We start from the raw sequence: 20,167 nt of genomic DNA on the forward strand, positions 1-20,167 counted from the left end.
GGCGACTCTTTCTTTTTTATACTATGTCCGGGAATAAAACAATATCAACTTTAATAACCCGGTATATCCTCTGTATCATAACGTTCTACCGAATCAATACCCTCCAGTGCTTTTAACCTGGTTACCAGCTCGTCCAGCTCTTCCTTGTCGTGTACATACAGACGGATATTGCCTTCGAACAACCCTTCCTTGGCTTCAATGGTAATGGCCGCAATATTCAATCTCAATTCACCGGATATCAGCATGGTGATTTTGTTTACAATACCTACATCGTCCATACCAATAATGCGTACACCGGTAAGGAATGATATTTCCTTGTTTTTAGCCCATTTGGTTTTTACAACCCGGTGGCCATAATTGGCCATTAGCTTGGTGGCATTGGGGCAATTGGTGCGGTGTATGGTCAATCCCTTACCGGTGGTTACAAAACCAAACACGTCATCACCCGGAATGGGTTTGCAGCAATTGGCCAGGTTGTAAACAATCTTATCGCTGCTCTCGCCAAAAATGATCAGTTCGGCATCCTTCTTTAAATTATTATGATGCTGGTGATTATTTTCCGGCTTATGTTCAATCACCGGCTTCACCGGTTTCGGAGCCTCAATACGATCGCCGGTTACCTTAAACTCTTTCAGGTCCTTTAAATCAATATTCTTCACTGCCACCTGGTAAAACAATTCCAGGTTAGAGGTTAATTTATACCATTGTACCAGCTCATCAATATTACTTTGCTGCATGCTGGCGCCCATACCTTCCAGTTTACGCTGTACGGTATACTTGCCTTCATCGGCTACAATCTTTTTCTCTTCCTTCAACGCATCTTTAATCCGGCCGCGTGCCTTGGCGGTTACCACAAAGGTCAGCCAGTCTTCCGAAGGTTTTTGTTTACTGCTGGTAATGATCTCCACCTGGTCACCACTGCGCAGCACATGACTGATGGGCACCAATTTGTGGTTTACCTTGGCGCCAATGGTCTTTACACCAATGGCACTGTGAATAGCAAAGGCAAAATCCAGTGCGGTGGAGCCTACCGGCATCATCTTCACATCACCCTTGGGTGTGTATACATAAATTTCCTCCGTTAAAAAGCTGGTCTTGAAATCCTGTAAAAAGTCAATACTGTCCGTCTCCTGGCTGCTGATCATTTCGCGTATCTGCTGGAACCATTTATCAAAACGGCTTTCATCCGATGCGCCTTCTTTATATTTCCAGTGTGCGGCTAAACCTTTCTCAGCAATCTCGTTCATACGTTTGGTACGTATCTGTACTTCCACCCATTTACCTTTGGGGCCCATCACCGTGGTGTGCAATGCTTCGTAACCATTGGCCTTTGGACTGCTCAACCAGTCGCGTAAACGTTCGGGGGAGGGGGAGTAGGCATCGGTAATAATAGAATACACTTTCCAGCAATCCTCTTTCTCTCTTTCTACCGGTGAATCTAAAATAATACGGATGGCAAACAGGTCGTATACTTCTTCAAAGCTTACGCCCTTCTTCTTTATTTTATTGGAAATGGAATGAATGCTTTTGGGCCGGCCCTGGATCTCAAAATTAAAATTGTTCTTCTCCAGTTTCTCTTTTAGCGGGCGGATAAATTCATTGATATATTTCGTCCTTTCCCTCTTCGTTTCGGCCAGCTTCTGGGCAATATCCTTATAAATTTCCGGCTCCATGTATTTCATGGAAAGGTCTTCCAGCTCGGTCTTAATATTATACAAACCCATCCGGTGGGCCAGGGGCGCATACACGTATACGGTTTCCGAAGCAATTTTTAATTGTTTCTCCCGTTTCATGCTGTCCATGGTGCGCATATTGTGCAGCCGGTCGGCCAGCTTAATCAAAATCACCCGCGGGTCATCGGTCAGGGTCAGTAATATCTTTTTAAAATTCTCCGCCTGCTGCGATGCATTAATATCTATTACATTCGATATTTTGGTCAGCCCGTCCACAATACGGGTGATCTCGCCGCCAAACTCACGTTCAATATCGTCCAGGGTAACATCCGTATCCTCTACGGTATCGTGCAGTAGTGCACAGATGGAGGAACGCACACCAAGGCCTATCTCCTCCACGCATATTTTGGCTACCGCAATAGGGTGTAAAATATAAGGTTCCCCGCTTTTCCGGCGCATGGTCTTATGCGCTTCTACCGACATTTCAAAAGCTATGCGTAACAGGCGTTTATCACCCGGTTTCAGTTTCAGCTTCAGCGATCGTAAAAGGGAACGGTACTCTCTCAGAATCAGTTTTCGCTCCTGTTCTTCATTTAGGTTATACTTGGGAATTTGTGCTACAGTCTCCATGAAATACGAATTTACTGAAAAAGATTACAGAAAAAAAAGACGTGTCATGCAGGGGATTGGTTGACAGCAATAAAATCATTTTGGGGCTGTCGGCTGTGGTAATGCTTATGGGCAGCGGTTCCCCGCCCGTCTGCAATATCCCCCGCTTTGAGGCGGGGTCTATTTCCGCCTAAGCGGGGCAGCCCTTCTGCTATCTTCTAAGGCCCGGCAGGGGTATCTTTTCTTCCCCGGCGTTTTCTGCTGTCACGCCACCTCATATTCGCCGGGTGGCTATGATGCCCGCTTCTATTACGCTTACCCTCTGGTATAACAAATAATGACTAATATTAGTTCAACAACCCGGCGGGCCGGTTATCACCCCGCCCTCCATGCTTATCTTTAATTTTTACTTTTCCCTTTGTAATTCATCCGCAGCTCGCCATAATTCTCAATACATTTGTAACCGTATGCAGGATTATCTTTATCATATTGTACAGGATACCCCCTTACTGTTAACACCCGAAAAAACAATTTTCTGGGAGGGGGCCAACACCCTTATCATTTCCGATCTGCACCTGGGCCGTTCTAAAAAAATAAAAGCAGGCGATATTCTCATTCACGATTCCGACTATGAACTGGAATTGCAGCGGTTAATGCACCAGCTTTACTTTTTTAAGGCAGACCGTCTGATTATCCTGGGCGATTTTACCTACAGCATCATCAATAATATACCGCAGGAGTTTAAAAACTGGCGTAAAAATTTTTCGGGTATACAAATGGTATGGGTAAAAGGAAAGGAAGATTTTATTGAAGAGGCCTGGTACCGCGAACACCAGGTGGATATTTGTTATCACCTGTTCAATGAAGGGCCTTTCAGTTTTGTACATAACCTGGAGAAATACAAAAAGCAAAACGATGTGCCTGCTATGACGGGGTATCCTTTGTCGGGACATTTAAGGCCGGTTATTTCCCGTAAAGTAGATGGGGTGCAAAAGGCCGACCTGCCCTGTTTTTATTTTACAGCGGAGCAAGGCCTCTTACCGGCTTTCAGCGGATACGGAAAACGGTATAAGGTAAAACAGCAAACCGGTGAAGATGTCTATGCCGTTATCAATAACAGCCTGCAGCATATCCGTAAACTCGGCCGTAAAAAACGTTCTGTCGTATAAAGAGATCAGGGCATAAAAAAAGCGGTGTTGATCACACCGCCGTCCTCTATTTTATATTCCGCCGTCGTACTAATTTACTTTCTTTTTTAAGGAGCTTACCTGTTGCTGCAGGTCGGTAACAATATTGGCCAGTTGGTTAACATTCCAGCGTTGCATGCTGCTGGTTTTGGAAATAACCACCTGGGCCTCCCACATTTCCAGTACATCTTCGGCACTCACCGTATAAGGCTGAAAAACGGGATTATCACTGATGAGGGTAAGCTTTGCCTGGTTACGTGTATTTTTTTGTACCCGTTTGTATACTACACCTTCGTTGCGTGATACCACGATACAGGCTGCATTATTTTTAAGGTCATCCATCTTGTCGATCTTTTCACCAACAATTACAGAGCCGCTGGGTGTAGGCAGCATAGAGTCACCTACAATTTCAAAAGCCCGGTAATTACCGCCTGACAAAAAGGGAAGGGTAAAAGTATTCAGTTCATCTATAAAGTCGGGATCGCCATAACCGGCCAGGTAACCTGCAGCTGCTTTTACCGGAACAAAGGGAATATCGGCCCGGCCGGCGGCCAGCTTCATCGCCCTGCGTTTGGTTAAATAATTCCCGGAGTCTTCGCTAAGGTCCTTACGCAGTATATCGTCAAGGGTTAGTTTAAACATATCGCAAACAGCTTCCAGGATGTCAATTCGCGGATCGGCACGTTCCTCTTCGTAGGCGCCTACCAGGGATCTTTTTATTCGTAGCTTTTGCGCAAACTCTTCCTGGGTCCAGCCTCTCAGCTTACGCAGGTACTTCATGTTTTTGTTGGCAATTGACATAGCTAATTATTTTAGCTGCAAAATACTAACATTTTTAACATTAAAAAATTTTAATCCACAATTTTTTAGCAAAATTTAGCAAAAGGGTGGATTTTGTGGTTTAATGAAGTATAAAAATGCTGTTGGTAACTGTTATGCCTTAACCTTCTTGGTTCTCTTTCAGAAGCAGTGTTATTGCTTTATGTGATTGAAATATTTCTACAATAATATCATACAGGGTTTGCCCTTCGCCTGCATTCAGTGCATCCAGTTGTTCCTGTGCCCAGGTTATATTATAAGGTTTACCCTGGTCGATCTTGTTTTGATAAAACACCCTTGTGGCTTCCAGTCCCAGCTCCGCTTTGCTTTTGCCGGCCTGCTCCCAGATCAATATCACAGGTCCCGTACCAAAACCACTATAGAGTACATCATTCAATGCGTCCAGGTTATGCGCAGGCTCCCAGTCTTCATGCCAGTCCATTAACCCGTAAATAGTGGTATAAAAACCTTCGAGATCATTGAACTGGCTGGCATCTAAGGTAACCGTTACGGACATATGCTAAAATTACAGTGTTATCATTTGCCTGTAAAATTAATGGTTTGCATAAGAGTACCATTGCAGCGGTATAAATAGTTTAATAAGTTACTGTAAGGCCCACGCCCCAACCCATATCACTATCATAATGTACACCGGGCGCCAGGTGACGGGTAATAATATATCTCGCACCTACCATATATTCTTTATCAGAGTTCACCATAAACATGGCCCTTGTTCTGCGGGTAAGGGGTATATCTTCCCTGCTTAGCTGCAAACGGAAATTACCGGTATGGTCAACAGAAGCATCGGCTACCACCAGCATAGGTAAAGTGTATTGTATACCTGCATGCACTACCTGCCGGCTGTTCTTGGTTAATTTTTGGCCAAACATATTTTTTTCACCTGCATGTCCCCTGCGGTAGCGGAAATCGACACCCACATAAGGGAACAGCCATTGCATTTTACCCACATACCTGCCAAAATGTGTTTCTATTTCATAGCCATGATGCGGTGTATAACCTATACGCCATTCGCCCTGGAAAGCCCAGCGGGTATTGGCATACATCAGCATGCCGTCGTTACCATTGGTGGCAAAATCGTTCTGGGCCATCAGGTGAAACATGCGGTCGTCTTTTTGCAGATTCCTGTATGCCCTGGCCGGGTTGGGTATTTCGGGGTTGGGTGTTGATGCTTCGTAAGAAAATACCCGGCCCATACCACTCATCATATGGTAGAGTATATGACAATGGAAAAACCAGTCACCTGTTTCACCCGCATGAAACTCCAGGGTATCAGTCTCCATCGGTAAAATATCTATTACATTTTTCATGGGAGCATTATCACCGTATTTATTCAGTGTGCGGAAATCATGCCCGTGGAGGTGCATGGGGTGGCGCATCATGGAATTGTTGTATAAAATAATACGCAGGTTCTCACCTTTTTTTATCAGTATCTTATCGCTTTCACCCACGGTTTTATTATCCAGGGTCCATACATAACGGTTCATATTGCCTTCCAGTACAAACTTTAATTCCCGCCAGTTACCGGTCGGTAAAGTGGTATTATGCGGCGACTGCAGCATATCGTAATTCAGGGTGGTAATTCCTTTGGCAGCAGGCATATTCATACCCGCATGTTCAGGGGCTTTAGCAGGTACCAGGTCCATACCGCACTTGGGACATTTACCCGGTTTATCACTCTTTACTTCCGGGTGCATGGGGCAGGTATAAGTGGTTTGATCTGTAGCCCCGGTACCGGCCATGGCATGTTGTGAATGGTCATGGCCCTGCATGCTGTTATTGTTTTGCATTTCGGGATACATGACCGTATTCATGTCCATTTTTTGTAAACTCATATTCATGCCCATGGGTTTCATATCACCGTTCATCTTCATCATACTGTTCATCATCTTCATACCGGCGAAATAATTCAGCTTACCCATTTTTGTTGCGGGTACGGCTTCGCCATCGCCCAGCCATAAGGAGGCATATTTGGTCCGGTCTTCCGGGGTGATCAGTAATTCATATTTTTTGTTTTCAGGAATGGTAACGATCACATCATAGGTCTCTGATACACTAATGATCAGCCTGTCCACTTCTACCGGCATTACATCATTGGCATCATTGGCTATCACCTGCAGTTTACCGCCGGCAAAACTTACCCAGAAATAAGAGGAAGCACCGCCATTGATCAAACGTAACCGTACCTTATCCCCGGCCTTAAATTGTGAAAGCGTATTACTGCTTTTTCCGTTAATTAAAAAACGTTCATAGTACACATCACTTACATCCATGGCATTCATGCGCAGCCATTCATTTTTTAACTTAATACCTAATGCTTTATGGCCGATGGCTTCCCCATAACTCTGTACCGTATTTTTTTTAATGGCAAACCAGTCATTGGCATTGTGCAGGTACCGGTTAATAACCCCGGGTTTCAGGTCGCTCCATTCGCTTAATACCACAGGTATGGTAGGTATATCCGGCTCGGTACGTTTGTTAAAGATCAATGCGCCGTATAAGCCTTGTTGTTCCTGTAGTTTAAAGTGACTATGGTACCAGTAAGTACCGCTTTGTACTACCGGGAATTTATAGATATAGGTGGTATGTGGCGGTATCTCCAGTTGGGTGAGATAGGGTACCCCATCCATCCTGTTGGCCAATTGTACACCATGCCAGTGTACTGCGCTGGGTTCATTGGCATTATTATGTACATATATCAGGGCCGTATCGCCAATAGTAAATACCAGGGGCGGGGCTGGCAGCTGCCCGTTAACGGCAATGGCTTTTCTTTTCTTACCGGAAAAATTAACCATGGTATCGCTGATATAAAGATCGTAACGCACTGTCTTTGTTCCCGCTGTTCCTGCAGGAAAATGAATGCCTGCATTGGCGGCTTCAATAGGCTTGTGGGTAATATCGCCTTCCCTGTTGGCAATGGTACCAGGCGGAATATTTGCACCCGGTGGTGTGGGTTGTAATACCGGAATGGCAAACCTGTTAAAAGGAGTGTATGCTTTGTTGTGGCCAAAATCAAAACTATCCTTTTTAATATGTTCCATGTTTGTGTGAGGTGGATTGGTAGCTGTTTGTTCTTTCTTTACCAGGTCCATACCGCACTTGGGACATTTACCGGGCTTATCACTTTTTACTTCCGGGTGCATGGGGCAACTGTACACCGTTTCTTTTTTATGATGGTCATCATGTTGCCGCTGTGTGGTATCCGCTTTTTTTTCACCGGCTATTTTTTTAATTTCCAGGTTCATGCCACATTTGGGGCATTTGCCCGGCTTTTCCTGCTGAACTTCGGCATGCATAGGGCAGGTATAAATAGTTTTGGTGGTTTGCGCATCCGCGTAAAAAAATAAAAGGAATGCCAGGCATGTTGTAATTAAGTACTTCATTGTTTAATTATTTATAACTCCCTTTGATGGTATATGACCGCTGATCAGTAACAGGTGATTAGGCTTTTTCGATCTTGAATCCTGCTTTTTGTACGGTATCAATAATATCTGCTTCAGTTAACTCCGTATTGGTAATGGTGAGTGTTTTATTGGGATCCTGTGTATTTACCTGCCAGTTGCCTTCGCCTACTGAAGCATTCAGAGCCGGTGTAACGCCTGCAACACAGCCACTGCAATTGATATTGGTCTTGAATTTCATTTTGTCTTCCGGGGTAGTTACACTAATGCCTTCCACCATATAACCGGCTTGTTGAATGGCCATGGTAACGGCTTCCTGTGCGGATATTTCATGTACGGTTATATTGGCCGATCCTGCCTGTACCTGGTCAACCGTTACACCGGGTATATTTTTTAATACACCGGCAACTCTTGCCTGGCAATGGTTACTCTGCATATCGGGAATGGTTATTGTCATTGTTTTCATAATCGTTGTTATTTATATTGTTGAAGAATGTTGTTATATATTTTTCCATTTTAAACGTAAGCTGTTGGTAACTACGCTCACACTGCTTAAGGCCATGGCTGCACCCGCGATCATGGGGTTTAACAGGAAGCCGTTGATGGGGTATAAAATACCCGCTGCAACCGGTATACCGATAAGGTTATAAATAAAGGCCCAGAACAGGTTTTGTTTAATGGTGCTAACAGTATGGTGCGATAACCTGATAGCGGTAGGTATTTTACCCAGGTCGGAGGAGATGATGGTCATCTTGGCTACATCCATGGCTATATCACTGCCTTTACCCATGGCAATGCTCACATCGGCCTGTGCCAGGGCATTGCTGTCATTAATGCCATCACCTACCATGGCTACTTTTTTACCTTCGGCTTGTAAACTTTTTACAAAATCCGCCTTCTCTGCCGGTAATACGCCTGCTTTAAAGTGATGGATGCCTACCTGTTTGGCTATAATGGCCGCGGATTTTTCATTATCCCCGGTCAGCATATAAACAGCTATGCCATCATCCTGTAATTTTTTTATCGCTTCTGAGGATGTTGCTTTTATTTTATCTGTGATGGCAATGGTAGCCAGTGCTTCTTTTTCGTCGGCGAAAAAAATGACCGTATTACCGGCTGTTAACCATTCATCGGCCTTTGCTGCAAGTGTAGGGGCAATAGCAATATGGTTATTTGCTAACAATGTTTTATTACCGGTGAAATAAGTGGTTCCCTGGTAAACGGCCCTTGCGCCAAAGCCGGTGATACTTTCAAATTCTGTTACGTCCGTTACCGGCTTATTGCCAAAATATTTTAATACAGCTTCGGCTAACGGGTGTTCCGATTTTTTTTCTATCCCTGATAAAACGGGTTGTAAATTTTCTTTCCCACTGGCCCAATGAATATTGGTCACAACAGGCTTGCCCTCGGTAATAGTACCTGTTTTATCTAAAATGATCGCATCTATTTTGTTGGCCAGTTCAAGGCTTTCCGCATCTTTAATCAGTATACCGTTTTCGGCGCCCTTACCTACACCGGCCATAATGGCGGTAGGGGTGGCCAGGCCCAAAGCACAGGGACAGGCGATCACCAATACCGTAACCAGCGCCAGTAAGCCCTGCGTAAAACCATTCTCACCACCCAATACCAGCCAGGCTGCAAAACTTAACAAGGCAATACCAATAACAATGGGTACAAATATGCCTGCAATCTTATCCACCAGCTTTTGTACCGGGGCCTTGCTGCCCTGTGCCTGTTGTACCATTTTAATGATCTGGCCTAAAACCGTATCACCGCCTACTTTTTCGGCCCTGTACTCCAGGCTTCCTTTTTGGTTGATAGTGCCGGCAAATATTTTACTGCCGGTTTTCTTTTCTACCGGTATGGGCTCACCGCTGATCATACTCTCATCTACAAAAGAACTGCCATCAACCACAATGCCGTCAACGGCTATTTTCTCACCCGGTTTCGACAGCAATCTGTCATTGATCTGTACACTGCTGATCGGTATTTCTTCATGCGTACCGTCGGCAGTTATTTGTATCACTGTTTTAGGCTGCAGGCCAATGAGCTTTTTAATAGCGGAGGAAGTATTGCTTTTGGCTTTTTCTTCCAGTAACTTACCCAGCAGTATAAAGGCCACAATAACAGCAGCTGCTTCAAAATACACATGCGCATGAATACCTTTACTATGCCAGTATTGGGGGAATAAAGTATTGAATACACTGAATAAATAGGCCACGCCGGTACTCAGCGCTACTAATGTATCCATATTGGCTGACCGGTGTTTAGCCTGTTTCCAGGCATTGATATAAAACTGCCTGCCCAGTATAAAGAGAATAGGAGTGGCCAATGCCCACATAATATAATTGGCATAAGGCATGTTCATGAACACCATACTGATCAGCATCAGCGGAACCGATAAGGCGATGGCCCAGATGGTTTTGACACGCAGGGTTTGTAGCCTTTTGGCATTGATGGCTTCCAGTTCGTCTTTGGCTTCTTCACTTTCATCAATTACCAGGTCGTAGCCAATACCTTGTACGGCTGTTTTTAAAGCCTGCGGGGTGGTAATGGTTGGAACGTACTCCACCTGTACCGATGCGTTGGCATAGTTTACGGCTGCCTGTAATACACCGGGCTGGTTTTGTAAAATGGTTTGTGTGCTGTTGGCGCAGGAGGCGCAGGTCATGCCGGTAACGGGAAAGTTTTTGGAAACAGTATCCACGCCGTAGCCCAGGTCTTTAATGGCCTGCACCGCCAGGGGTAATGTAGTTACCGGATCGGCAGTGGTAATCACCGCCTGTTTATTATTTAATTCTACTTTATGGGATGAAATGCCGTTCACTTTGCCCAGTCCTTTGTCTACTATCAGGGCACAGTGTTCGCTTTCTACATCCTGCAGCGGAATATGTAAAACATCTTCTGCCATAACTGTTGTTTTTTTAATACAACAAAGTTATTCAGACGGTAAGGCGTAGCTGTTATACAATTATGGTTATGTGTTATAAGATTTACAATACAGGGATCGGAACTTATACGAGAGGAGAGAGGCTTTGCTTTCAGCTACTTGTTATTAGCTGGTTGTCATGTGTTTGTCGGTAAAAGTCTTTTAATCTTCATGTTGCACAAACCCATATTTAATGGCTTTACCTATCAATAAAGCCGTGTTTTTTACGTCAAATTTTTCCAAAAGGCTTTTACGGTGTGTATTAACCGTAGGCGTACTTATGTATAGTTTTTCAGCAATTTCCGCATTGGTAAGTCCTTCGGCTATCAGTAATAATATTTCTTTTTCCCTGCGGGTAATGATGGGAAAATGTTTATCCGTTTCTTTAATGGCGAATGCCGCTTCAATACTTAAATATTCTTTTCCCTTTAATACAGTAGCAATGGCTTCCAGTATTTCTTCCTTAGAGGCATTTTTTAATAAATAACCCGAGGCGCCGTTATTCATCATATTCCTGATAACGACCTGCTGGTTAAAAGTACTAAGCCCCAATACAAATACAGATGGGTACAGTTGTTTTATTTCTTTACACAGCTCTGTTCCGCTTTTATCGGGCAGGTTAATATCCAGTAAAATAATGTCGGGCTGCTGCAGTTTTAAAAAGCTAAGACAGGAGGCGGCATTGGTGGCATGCCCCATCCATTCTATCGAACTTTCATTTTGCAGTAAAGACCGTATGCCTTCTATTACCATATAATGGTCGTCCACTATAAATATACGTATTGCCATTATATATTAATTTCAATCATTACCGATGTTCCATTGCCGGGTACAGACTGTACATCCAGTTTTCCTTTTATAAAATCTACCCGGCTTTGAATGTTTTTCCATCCTATTCCCGTTGCTTCGCTTAAACTGTTTACGTTAAAACCGATACCATTATCTTCCACGGTTAGTGCCAGCAGTTGCTCCTGCTGATGCAGGTGTAGCTGTACAAGTACCTCGTCGGCCTTGCCATGTTTAATGGCATTGTTCACCAACTCCTGCGCAATCCTGTAAATAGTAACCGATATGGTTTGGTTAATCTCAGCATTATTTGTTTCAATGGACTGGTAGTTCACTTTTGCCGCACCGCTACGGTTGATCTCGTTACAAAACTCTTTCAATGCGGTATCTAACCCATATTTTAACAGCATTTCCGGCATCATATTGTGCGCTACCCTGCGCATTTCATTGATCGAAGAATCGAGCATGTCTATGCTTCTTTCAAAAGCCTGTGCATTATCAGGCGTCATAATTAAATTTTCTTTCATACTGCTTAACGAATGTTTTATACCACTAAGCATGCCTCCTAATCCGTCATGTAAATCCTTTGCTAAACGGCTTCTTTCCTGTTCTTCTCCTTTCATTACTGCTTCTGTGGCGGTGAGTAATTTTTCTGTTTCAAGCTCGTCAATTTTGACCTGTTGCAATTTTTGTCGGTGTTTGTAGTTGCGGTAACCAAGTAATGAAATGACAAGCAAGGCTATTGAGCCGGCGATTAAAAAATAGTTGAGTGCCGATTGCTGTCTTAGCTGTGCTTTTTGTAGTTGTATTTGTGATTCCTTTTTTTCGGTTTCGTATTTGGTTTCAAATTCGGTGGAGATTTCTTGTAAGTTATCAGCATTGATACTGTCATTCAGCGCATCTTCCCTGTCTTCAAATTCATGTGCCGCTTTTAAATCCTGGCTGGCATAAGAAATATCTGCCAGCAAGTTGTATAATTTGAGCTTTTGTTTACGATTATCATTTTTTACAGCAATAAGCAATGCCGAATCTGCAAATTGACGGGCTGAACGGTAATTCTTATTTTCCAAGCTGTACATGGCCATCCCCTTCAATGCAATAGTTTGGGTTTCCGTCAGGTCCATTTCTTTTGCAATTACATAGGCCTTATCATAATTTTTTTTGGACGCCTCCAGTCTGCCATGTCTATAATGTATATCGGCCAGGTTAAGGAGTACAGCGGATTCGGTGTATTTATCGCCAATGCTTTGGCTGATTTGCAAAGCCCTGTTAAAATAGATCTCGGCGGTATCATACTTTTTCAGATAATTATAAACGATGCCAAGGTTACTTAAACAATAGGATTCATTCAAGGGGTCATTTACCTCGCGGTTAAAAATCTCAAGTCCTTTCCTGCCATATTCAATTGCTTTTTGGTACTGGGTTAAATCTGTATAAATATTTTGGATATTACTGTAGGCAATACCCAGCATACGTTTGTTCCCCAACTTATCCAGTATGGGCAAAGCCTGCATATAGTGATACAGCGCCGAATCGTGTTTTGAAATCATGTGAAACGAATTGGCTGTATTTAAAGTAGTTTTTGCGATCATTAATTCATCTTTCAGCTGTTTTGCCAGATCTAACGCTTTTTTGTTCAGGATTAACGACGAGTCAAACTTTCCCTGCATATTCAATACAGCGGTATAATAGGAGGCATATTTGATTTCGCCGGGCTTATAACCAATCTTTTGACTGAGTTGTAATGATTGCTGATAGTATTGCTTGGATGTTTCCGGCGTAAATCGCTCGTATTGCTCCCCGATAGATAATAATAATAAAACTTTATTGCTGTCTTCTTTTGCCGTTTTTAATGCGCTAAGCAGGCTGTCGATATTTTGCTGGGCAGTAGCTTTTGTGGTGCAACATAGTAGTAAAACTATACAAACAAGCCATTTGTTCATTACATGATCATTTTCAGTTTCTGCAAATTAAAACATTAAGGTAGCTTTTCCCGCTCATACTTTTTAATGATTTTTTTAGCATAGGGTTTAAAAATCATCTTTTTTGACGATAATAATAATAATAGCATGCCGGTACTTTTACCCTATAAAAATGCAAACAATGAGAAATATTTTCGCCTTCATCTTTTTGGGATTCGGATGTTTATCCTGCTCAAAAAACGATACAGCGTCGCCATCGGCTATCGACTACAATCAATATAAAATTAAAACAGCCACTCACTCGCTAAGGAATTATTCAGGTACCACTTCTTCCATATCATTTGATACGACACTTTACGTCTACGATGGCACCACTTGTAAATATACACGGAAACAAAACAACAATACCGTGGAATACATTGCTACCCTTAGCAACGGGCTATACACGCAGGTGTCTTATGTGAATGGTGTTCTTTCTTCCCAAAAAGTTTATTACCAGCTAAACGCGGCCGGATATATCGATTCTAATTGGATTACCAATAATACTACCGTTGCTCAAAGCTCCAAAAATCATTACAATGCCGATGGTAGTTTGGCTACTGCCATCAGTTATTATCAGACTTATACCAACCGGGTACAGTACAACTATAAAAATGGCATAGCAAACTATGCGCATAGCCAAAGAATTGCGCATATTCCATCTATTACCAATGCCAGCGATTCTGTAGTGTACGAGTACACCAACCTGCCCTACCGTGCCGGTTTTTACAGCACCGGCCTGCCTGTTTCCTTTACTGGGAAGCCTGCAAAAAACCTGCTCCAAAAAACCACTTACTACGATAAACTTAATAATAATGCAATCAGGCAAACAATCGAATACCAGTATCAGACAAATGAGATTGGCCTGGTAACCCGGAGGGTATTGAATATACACACACAACCGGGCAATGCTTTGGTACAGACTGATACGACTGCCTATACTTATTATGGCAAGTGATAACTAAAAATTAAAGCGATGAAAATATTAGTATTGGGTTTCGCTATTTTGTTTTATTGTCATAATGTGCCTGCACAGGTTAAAAAGATAACAGACCCGCTAACCCCTTGTCACGAAACGGCGGATGCGGTAGCAGGAATTTATACGGACCATACTAATCCAAAATATGGTTCTCACAGTATCAAAGGTGGCGCGACCATAAAAGCTGCCATGATGAAGCAGCTCATAGCTATTGAAAAACTGGAGGAAGCAAGCCGGAAAGATTTTAAACTGACCGGGTGTGCGGCCAGGGTAAGTTTTTCAGGCGGAAACTATAATAATTATGGTAAAATTGCTTACCCCGGGTATGGTTACCAGTTGGGCATTTATAAATATGTTTGTCATGTTACCCAACATGTAACCAAAATAGTCAGCGAATACCTGACCGTTCTCCGGGTAGATGTGAATCCATATATGCCTGCAGGCGCAAAAGCAGGTGGAACCGGTGAGTTTGCCATCAATGGCATTCGCTACTCAATTCCGATAGAAGCCAGGGAAGGCCCGGATTATGTTAATATGGCAAAAAACAATCCCAGCAAGGTTTCGCAGTACATTTCAGAGTCGATGGTACTCGCCAATCGCTCCAATGATTATAAAAACACGCATACTGAATTTTTAAAGATCATTCATGGTGACGGGTATACTGAAAACTGGATACGCGGCGACCGGTATAAGCCTTCGTCAAGCAAATACCGTTTTATAGACAGGCGTTACTTAATTACCAAGCCGGGTGTGCCGTTGCTTATTCCTGTGAGCAGGAAACAATACCTGGAAGATATGCTGGAATACCTGGAAATTGAAAAGACTAATTTTTATTTTGACCATGCGGCCAGGGTAAAAAATATTGGCAATAGCATGTCTGATGGGGCAAAAAGAGATCGTGCTATCCTGGAAAAAGACAAGAAAGACTATCCAGGAATTTATGAAGCCCGGAAAGCAAAAATTAAAGAACTGCTTGCAGGCCAAAAACAGGCATGGTTACAAAAGCCTGCAGTAGTTGATAATAATAACAAAACCTACGATGCGAATAAACGCCTTGAAAACCTTGGTAAGTTTTATGATGCAGAAGATGAATACACGTCGGCTTTATACATTTTAAATCCGGCCTATTTTACCGCTCCGGATGGCCAACCGGCGAAACCGATGTTTATGGAAGTGCAGATGCGATACGAATTAGCTGAAGGCAAAGGTTTTTCTGAACGGTATTTTAATAATTTTTTGAAAAGTTTTGATATGACTGCGTTGAGAAAAATGCTCCAATAAATTTTTACGCTTAGTAAGAAGGTAGTGTCATACTTTTTTCTGTCATTCATCGCGTCAGCACAAGACCGACGATGGCGAACCGAACAGGAACGCCGTGCAGGGTTAGCAATATTACCTGGTTTAAAAATATTGATGAAGTAAATTAAAAATGATGACAACGAAATTTTTTTTCTTAGCATGTCTGGCGATGGCAGGTATACAAAGCAGCTATGCGCAAAACTGTAAAACTACTGCAGAATTAGATAATGTACCTGGCGAATATCTTACAGCGGCACAGCACCCGTGGCCGGCGGCAAGGGCTGATTACTTTAAGGAACTAAAAACTGCCGCTGACAAAGCTATAGCGAAAAAAACGCTGGAGCAGATTGAAAAGGCCGAGCAGCAAAGCCGTGCAGGTTTTATCCTTACCGGTGGTAATTGGGAAAATACTTTTTCTGGTAATGGCTACGAATACGCAGGTAGTGTGAAACTGGGGAAATATTATTTGCAGGCGGGGCATTATGAGTTCTTTTGCGCCGCCGGGAAACTAAAACGAAATACTGAATACGGTACTGTGTTGCGTGTATATGTAAACGCCATACCGGTTAATACATTAGAACGTTTTTTGCGAAACCCGTTTGGCAGAAGCTTTGGAAACTATGATTTGGGATTTGAATATGCGGATTGGAAAAATCATAAACTTTCTGACCCCGGTGATAAGCTGATTAAGTTGTTTACGTATTTCTCTTGCAATACCCCCTCGCTGCTGGAAGCCATAAATACCGGGCAGGATTATTTTCAGGATGTAGCCGAAAAGGATGTAAAGCTCAACAGCCGGGTTCCACATATATACCGGTATTGGTTTGTGAAAAAGAAAAACATGCCTGTATTAATTCCTGTAAGCCGTAAAGAATACCTGGTAAGTTTATTGGAATACTATGAGCGGGAAAAACTATACTTTACAAAACTGGTCGCAAAATTAACAGCAGACCGTGATAACAGTGTAAAACAATACGATGGGTGGGAAACGGTGGTGAACGAAAAAGTTGAACTTGTAAAAAATATACTGGCCACTCAAAAAGAAGATTGGCTGGGTGCACAAGCCATTATTAACCGGAGTGAAGATGTCTACCAGAACAACAAGCATAAATTAAAAAAAAAAATTAACTATAACCGATTTTGGCGTTTTTACGATAATGAAAAGAAAAGTGAGCCATTGTATCAATACAACGCCGGCTATTTTAAAACTGCAGCAACCGGAGCAGCTACACCACAATTCATCACTGTAGCGTTCCGGTATGTTACCTTGCCCTCATCGCTTCGGTTGTTACAAAACTTTACCAATAAGTTTGATTATCCGGCCTATTACAGGCTACTGCAATAGTTAAAATTATTCTTTTAAGGGACACCCGATACCATTTACCGGTATTGATTTATCTTAAAAATAATACAGCTGAGGCGGCTGTTACTGCGGGAGCTATAAAAGATGCCGGTTTTCTATATTGAATCCGCAAAAGTTACCATTAATACCGGCAATGATAATAAGGAAGCGAATAATTTACATGTTTACTTGTACCTGGGTATGGCTAACTACAATGAAAGCGGATTTTCTGGTTTTGGGAATGGGCAAAAGGAACAGGTTCTGCTCCTGAGATGAAAGTTAACACTGCAACTGATTTTTTTTCTTACCAATAGTACCTATTATCTTACACCAATCTCCCTTTGCAACCTGAAACAGAAGGGACTTGCTTTAACTATTATATATGATAATAAAGCCTGGGCCAGTGATGCCTGGAAGATAAATACGATTCCCGTTACGCTTTATCTTAAGGACCGAAATGGTAACACCTACCCTCATCCTTCATTTGCTGCTAAAACAATCAGCTTTAATGTTTTCGGTTTGCTTGGGTACAAGCCGGGTGATGATATAACGAGTAATAAAAACCAATTGCGTATACTGACTGCGGGTACAATAAAAATTTTAGCCCTTTGCCTCCGTCCTTTAGTAAAATTGAATCAACCGGAAAATTCACTACGCTGCATCTGCCAGGTTCGACAACTTACAATACAGTTGTGAGAGCGTGTTATTAAAAACAACCTATTCAATTCATAGCCTGGTGTTAACGATTTTGAATGAAGATTATTGTAAATGGTTTTCATATTCGGGATGTTTGGTTTTTATGAAACAAAAAATCATGTTTTTATATGATAATAAAGGGGATGGCTACAGTGTATTTTTAGTTCATAAATTTTAAAAGCAATGAAACGTTTATTGACTATTGTCAGTGCCTTGCTTATTACGGCAGGCTTAAAGGCCCAAAACAGTAACGTACAAAAAGAAACTACTCCGCCCGTTACAGCTATTAATACTTCCGCAAAAACGACTAAGAGTACTACTATTAAAAAAACTACGGTAATTAAGAAAACTGATGCAAAAGATGCGGGGTTTAAAAATGCAGCAATAAAAAATGTCGCATTTAAAAATGCCGAAATTAAGAAGGCGGATGTGGTGGCAGATAAAGCAGTTTCTGCTAAACAATAAATATTATACAAATGAAAAGAATTATATCTGTTTTAAGTACCCTGTTGTTTATTACATCGCTTAAAGCACAAACAACCAATGCCCAGAAGGAAACCCAAAAACCCGGCAGTAGCCAGGCTGCAGGTACTACCACCACTTCAACTGACCCCAAAGCCGCAAACCCGGCAGCAACAAAGGATGATGTAAAAGCTAAACAGGCAGCGGCGATGGAAGCCGCTAAAGAAGCTGCATATAAGAATAGAGCTAAAGACAATACGGTGCCTTATTCTAAAGAAGCTGCCGTAAAAGAAGCGAAAGAAAAATGGGAAGCCGAAAAAAAAGCGGCAATAGCCAAACAGGCTGAAATGGAAGCGGCCAAACAGGCCGCACATAAGGATAAAGGCAAAGAAAACACAACACCTTACTCCAAAGAAGCCGCCGTAAAAGAAGCAAAAGATAAACGTGAAGCGGAACAAAAAGCCGCTGCAGCCAAAAAGGCTGAAATGGAAGCAGCCAAAAGAGCGAATACAAAAAAGGATAACTAAAGCAAACCCGATAAGCCCTATGTTGCTTTTTAATAAAAGAATTGTTCAACCCACAAATGTTGAAGTGAAAGAAAGCCCGTTGCATGGCAGGGGTGTATATGCAAAACAGAGAATTTTTAAAGGCAGCCTGATTGAAAGAGCTCCCGTAGTTTTTTTATCGGCAGAAGCAAAAGAGGCCTTGCGTTATACCAAACTATTCAATTATTATTTTTTAATAAAGAACCAGGAAATGCCTGCTGCTTTTGGTTTTGGCTATGCATCGTTTTATAATCATTCGCCCGAAGCTAATGCGTTTTATTCGTTTTCAAATAAGAGAAATACCCTTAATATTTATGCCTATAGAACCATTGAACCGGGTACAGAAATAACGATTAATTATAACGGACACCCCCTCAACAGGGAAGCAGTTTATTTTCCCCAACAAAACAAGGAATGAAGCCATATTTATACCTGAAAGAAGTGCAGGGCAAGGGGAGAGGTGTTTTTTGCAACCAGGATATTGCAGCAGGAGATACGATTGAAGTTTGCCCTGTTATTGTTGTACCTGCTGATGATTTTGTGCTGCTTAACAGCACGCCACTATCCGGTTATTGTTTTTATTTTAACAAAGAAGAAAATACCTTATCGCTGGCGATGGGCTTTGGTTCTATGTATAACCACCGGTTGTATCCCAATGCCCTATATATATTGGACCGGGACGAAAAGCAGATGATATTTACCGCTCATGAGCCTATTCCTGCCCACACCGAAATCTGCATTAATTATGGTGGTGCTTATGGCGAAGATTACAGCAAGTGGTTTAGAGACAGGGATATTACTCTTTTGTAAAAAATCATGCTTTTATAGGATAACAAAAGGGATGGACGGGACGTATTTTTATCTCATAAAATTTTATTACCATGAAAAGAATGATGATAACCTGCCTGATGCTGCTATCACTGTATCAATTAAAAGCGCAGGAGACTTTTGGTAAAGCGAGCTTTACCGTACCCGCCGGCTGGCAAATGACAAAAAACACCGAAACGGTAACATTGGAGAAGGCCTTAAAAAAAGGTGTTGTTTGCAAGATAATTATCTCGGCCACTGAAAAGGGAGCAGTTAATACCGATGCCGATTACCTGGCTTACCGGACAAAAAATGGAGGTAAGGGCATCAGCTACTCAAACCAAAAAGGCGCTGTTATCAAATACGAAGCCGATGGGTTAATAAGCTTTTTTTCAAAAGGTACTACCATCCAAAAAATGGATAAGATACATAGCTACTTTTATTCGTTAAGCAATGGTAGTCAAACTTTGTATTACCAACTACTTACCAATAATAACGATTGTATCAGTGAGTTTAACCAGTTTATGGAAACCCTGACGATGGAACTGGATAATGCAGGTTCTGCGAATGCAAGAGCAAGAAAAGCGTCGGCAGCGGCACCGGCTGCACCTGCCCCTATGATGTAAAATAATGCTGTTGTTCATTATAAATGTA

The 20,167-nt window shown here is 42.3% G+C and carries 17 protein-coding genes; 9 read left to right on the top strand and 8 right to left on the bottom strand.

All coding sequences use genetic code 11. The features are described from left to right. Positions 1 to 50 precede the first annotated feature (50 nt). Positions 51 to 2,303 (bottom strand): RelA/SpoT family protein, encoded by a 2,253-nt coding sequence (locus ACFS6H_RS10815; RefSeq protein ID WP_386098198.1) that lies wholly within the window; start codon positions 2,301 to 2,303, stop codon positions 51 to 53. A gap of 446 nt (positions 2,304 to 2,749) precedes the next feature. Between ACFS6H_RS10815 and ACFS6H_RS10820 the strand changes: the two genes are divergently transcribed. Next, on the top strand, positions 2,750 to 3,451 hold the full coding sequence (locus tag ACFS6H_RS10820) for a hypothetical protein (protein ID WP_386098200.1): 702 nt from the start codon (positions 2,750 to 2,752) through the stop codon (positions 3,449 to 3,451). Positions 3,452 to 3,520: 69 nt separating this feature from the next. Here the strand turns inward: ACFS6H_RS10820 and ACFS6H_RS10825 are convergent, their stop codons facing one another. From ACFS6H_RS10825 to ACFS6H_RS10855, 7 genes are all read right to left on the bottom strand, one after another. Continuing rightward, entirely contained in the window at positions 3,521 to 4,270 is a 750-nt protein-coding gene (locus ACFS6H_RS10825; protein WP_386098202.1) for a helix-turn-helix domain-containing protein, read from the bottom strand. A gap of 139 nt (positions 4,271 to 4,409) precedes the next feature. Then, positions 4,410 to 4,805, bottom strand: coding sequence for a barstar family protein (locus ACFS6H_RS10830; protein WP_386098204.1), 396 nt, complete (start codon positions 4,803 to 4,805; stop codon positions 4,410 to 4,412). Positions 4,806 to 4,884: 79 nt separating this feature from the next. Beyond that, positions 4,885 to 7,689, bottom strand: a complete 2,805-nt coding sequence (locus tag ACFS6H_RS10835; protein ID WP_386098206.1) for a heavy metal-binding domain-containing protein — start codon at positions 7,687 to 7,689, stop codon at positions 4,885 to 4,887. Positions 7,690 to 7,747: 58 nt separating this feature from the next. Then, entirely contained in the window at positions 7,748 to 8,173 is a 426-nt protein-coding gene (locus tag ACFS6H_RS10840; RefSeq protein WP_386098208.1) for a heavy-metal-associated domain-containing protein, read from the bottom strand. 33 nt (positions 8,174 to 8,206) lie between these two features. Beyond that, on the bottom strand, positions 8,207 to 10,618 hold the full coding sequence (locus ACFS6H_RS10845) for a heavy metal translocating P-type ATPase (protein WP_386098210.1): 2,412 nt from the start codon (positions 10,616 to 10,618) through the stop codon (positions 8,207 to 8,209). A 180-nt stretch (positions 10,619 to 10,798) separates the two neighbouring features. After that, complete coding sequence (locus ACFS6H_RS10850) at positions 10,799 to 11,425, bottom strand: response regulator (protein ID WP_386098212.1); 627 nt, start codon at positions 11,423 to 11,425, stop codon at positions 10,799 to 10,801. Continuing rightward, on the bottom strand, positions 11,425 to 13,365 hold the full coding sequence (locus tag ACFS6H_RS10855) for an ATP-binding protein (RefSeq protein ID WP_386098214.1): 1,941 nt from the start codon (positions 13,363 to 13,365) through the stop codon (positions 11,425 to 11,427). The genes ACFS6H_RS10850 and ACFS6H_RS10855 overlap by 1 nt, the downstream gene beginning before the upstream one ends. Positions 13,366 to 13,525: 160 nt before the next feature. Here ACFS6H_RS10855 and ACFS6H_RS10860 point away from each other — a divergent pair, with 160 nt between their 5' ends. The 8 genes from ACFS6H_RS10860 (at position 13,526) to ACFS6H_RS10895 (ending at position 20,139) form a co-directional block, all read left to right on the top strand. Next, positions 13,526 to 14,341, top strand: coding sequence for a hypothetical protein (locus ACFS6H_RS10860; protein WP_386098216.1), 816 nt, complete (start codon positions 13,526 to 13,528; stop codon positions 14,339 to 14,341). Between the two features lie 18 nt (positions 14,342 to 14,359). After that, positions 14,360 to 15,643 (top strand): hypothetical protein, encoded by a 1,284-nt coding sequence (locus tag ACFS6H_RS10865; protein WP_386098218.1) that lies wholly within the window; start codon positions 14,360 to 14,362, stop codon positions 15,641 to 15,643. Positions 15,644 to 15,791: 148 nt separating this feature from the next. Further along, a complete protein-coding gene (locus ACFS6H_RS10870) occupies positions 15,792 to 17,006 on the top strand; it encodes a hypothetical protein (RefSeq protein WP_386098220.1) in 1,215 nt (404 codons plus the stop codon). Between the two features lie 876 nt (positions 17,007 to 17,882). Then, positions 17,883 to 18,164: a hypothetical protein gene (locus ACFS6H_RS10875; RefSeq protein ID WP_386098222.1), complete on the top strand. Its 282-nt coding sequence runs from the start codon at positions 17,883 to 17,885 to the stop codon at positions 18,162 to 18,164. Between the two features lie 11 nt (positions 18,165 to 18,175). After that, positions 18,176 to 18,688, top strand: coding sequence for a hypothetical protein (locus ACFS6H_RS10880; protein WP_386098224.1), 513 nt, complete (start codon positions 18,176 to 18,178; stop codon positions 18,686 to 18,688). Between the two features lie 19 nt (positions 18,689 to 18,707). Beyond that, on the top strand, positions 18,708 to 19,124 hold the full coding sequence (locus tag ACFS6H_RS10885; RefSeq protein ID WP_386098226.1) for an SET domain-containing protein-lysine N-methyltransferase: 417 nt from the start codon (positions 18,708 to 18,710) through the stop codon (positions 19,122 to 19,124). After that, on the top strand, positions 19,121 to 19,516 hold the full coding sequence (locus ACFS6H_RS10890) for an SET domain-containing protein-lysine N-methyltransferase (protein WP_386098228.1): 396 nt from the start codon (positions 19,121 to 19,123) through the stop codon (positions 19,514 to 19,516). Before ACFS6H_RS10885 ends, ACFS6H_RS10890 begins: the two co-directional genes overlap by 4 nt. Before the next feature lie 71 nt (positions 19,517 to 19,587). After that, positions 19,588 to 20,139 (top strand): hypothetical protein, encoded by a 552-nt coding sequence (locus ACFS6H_RS10895; RefSeq protein WP_386098230.1) that lies wholly within the window; start codon positions 19,588 to 19,590, stop codon positions 20,137 to 20,139. Positions 20,140 to 20,167 lie beyond the last annotated feature (28 nt).

It is taken from the genome of Terrimonas rubra (assembly GCF_042686025.1).
Classification (GTDB): Bacteria; Bacteroidota; Bacteroidia; order Chitinophagales; family Chitinophagaceae; genus Terrimonas; species Terrimonas rubra.

Bases quoted from the DNA above. Each gene is read 5' to 3' on its own strand.
- ACFS6H_RS10820 (WP_386098200.1), top strand. From the start codon at position 2,750: ATGCAGGATTATCTTTATCATATTGTACAGGATACCCCCTTACTGTTA.
- ACFS6H_RS10855 (WP_386098214.1), bottom strand. From the start codon at position 13,365: ATGAACAAATGGCTTGTTTGTATAGTTTTACTACTATGTTGCACCACA.
- ACFS6H_RS10835 (WP_386098206.1), bottom strand. From the start codon at position 7,689: ATGAAGTACTTAATTACAACATGCCTGGCATTCCTTTTATTTTTTTAC.
- ACFS6H_RS10885 (WP_386098226.1), top strand. From the start codon at position 18,708: ATGTTGCTTTTTAATAAAAGAATTGTTCAACCCACAAATGTTGAAGTG.
- ACFS6H_RS10815 (WP_386098198.1), bottom strand. From the start codon at position 2,303: ATGGAGACTGTAGCACAAATTCCCAAGTATAACCTAAATGAAGAACAG.
- ACFS6H_RS10830 (WP_386098204.1), bottom strand. From the start codon at position 4,805: ATGTCCGTAACGGTTACCTTAGATGCCAGCCAGTTCAATGATCTCGAA.
- ACFS6H_RS10895 (WP_386098230.1), top strand. From the start codon at position 19,588: ATGAAAAGAATGATGATAACCTGCCTGATGCTGCTATCACTGTATCAA.
- ACFS6H_RS10880 (WP_386098224.1), top strand. From the start codon at position 18,176: ATGAAAAGAATTATATCTGTTTTAAGTACCCTGTTGTTTATTACATCG.
- ACFS6H_RS10845 (WP_386098210.1), bottom strand. From the start codon at position 10,618: ATGGCAGAAGATGTTTTACATATTCCGCTGCAGGATGTAGAAAGCGAA.
- ACFS6H_RS10865 (WP_386098218.1), top strand. From the start codon at position 14,360: ATGAAAATATTAGTATTGGGTTTCGCTATTTTGTTTTATTGTCATAAT.
- ACFS6H_RS10860 (WP_386098216.1), top strand. From the start codon at position 13,526: ATGAGAAATATTTTCGCCTTCATCTTTTTGGGATTCGGATGTTTATCC.
- ACFS6H_RS10870 (WP_386098220.1), top strand. From the start codon at position 15,792: ATGATGACAACGAAATTTTTTTTCTTAGCATGTCTGGCGATGGCAGGT.
- ACFS6H_RS10825 (WP_386098202.1), bottom strand. From the start codon at position 4,270: ATGTCAATTGCCAACAAAAACATGAAGTACCTGCGTAAGCTGAGAGGC.
- ACFS6H_RS10875 (WP_386098222.1), top strand. From the start codon at position 17,883: ATGAAACGTTTATTGACTATTGTCAGTGCCTTGCTTATTACGGCAGGC.
- ACFS6H_RS10890 (WP_386098228.1), top strand. From the start codon at position 19,121: ATGAAGCCATATTTATACCTGAAAGAAGTGCAGGGCAAGGGGAGAGGT.
- ACFS6H_RS10840 (WP_386098208.1), bottom strand. From the start codon at position 8,173: ATGAAAACAATGACAATAACCATTCCCGATATGCAGAGTAACCATTGC.
- ACFS6H_RS10850 (WP_386098212.1), bottom strand. From the start codon at position 11,425: ATGGCAATACGTATATTTATAGTGGACGACCATTATATGGTAATAGAA.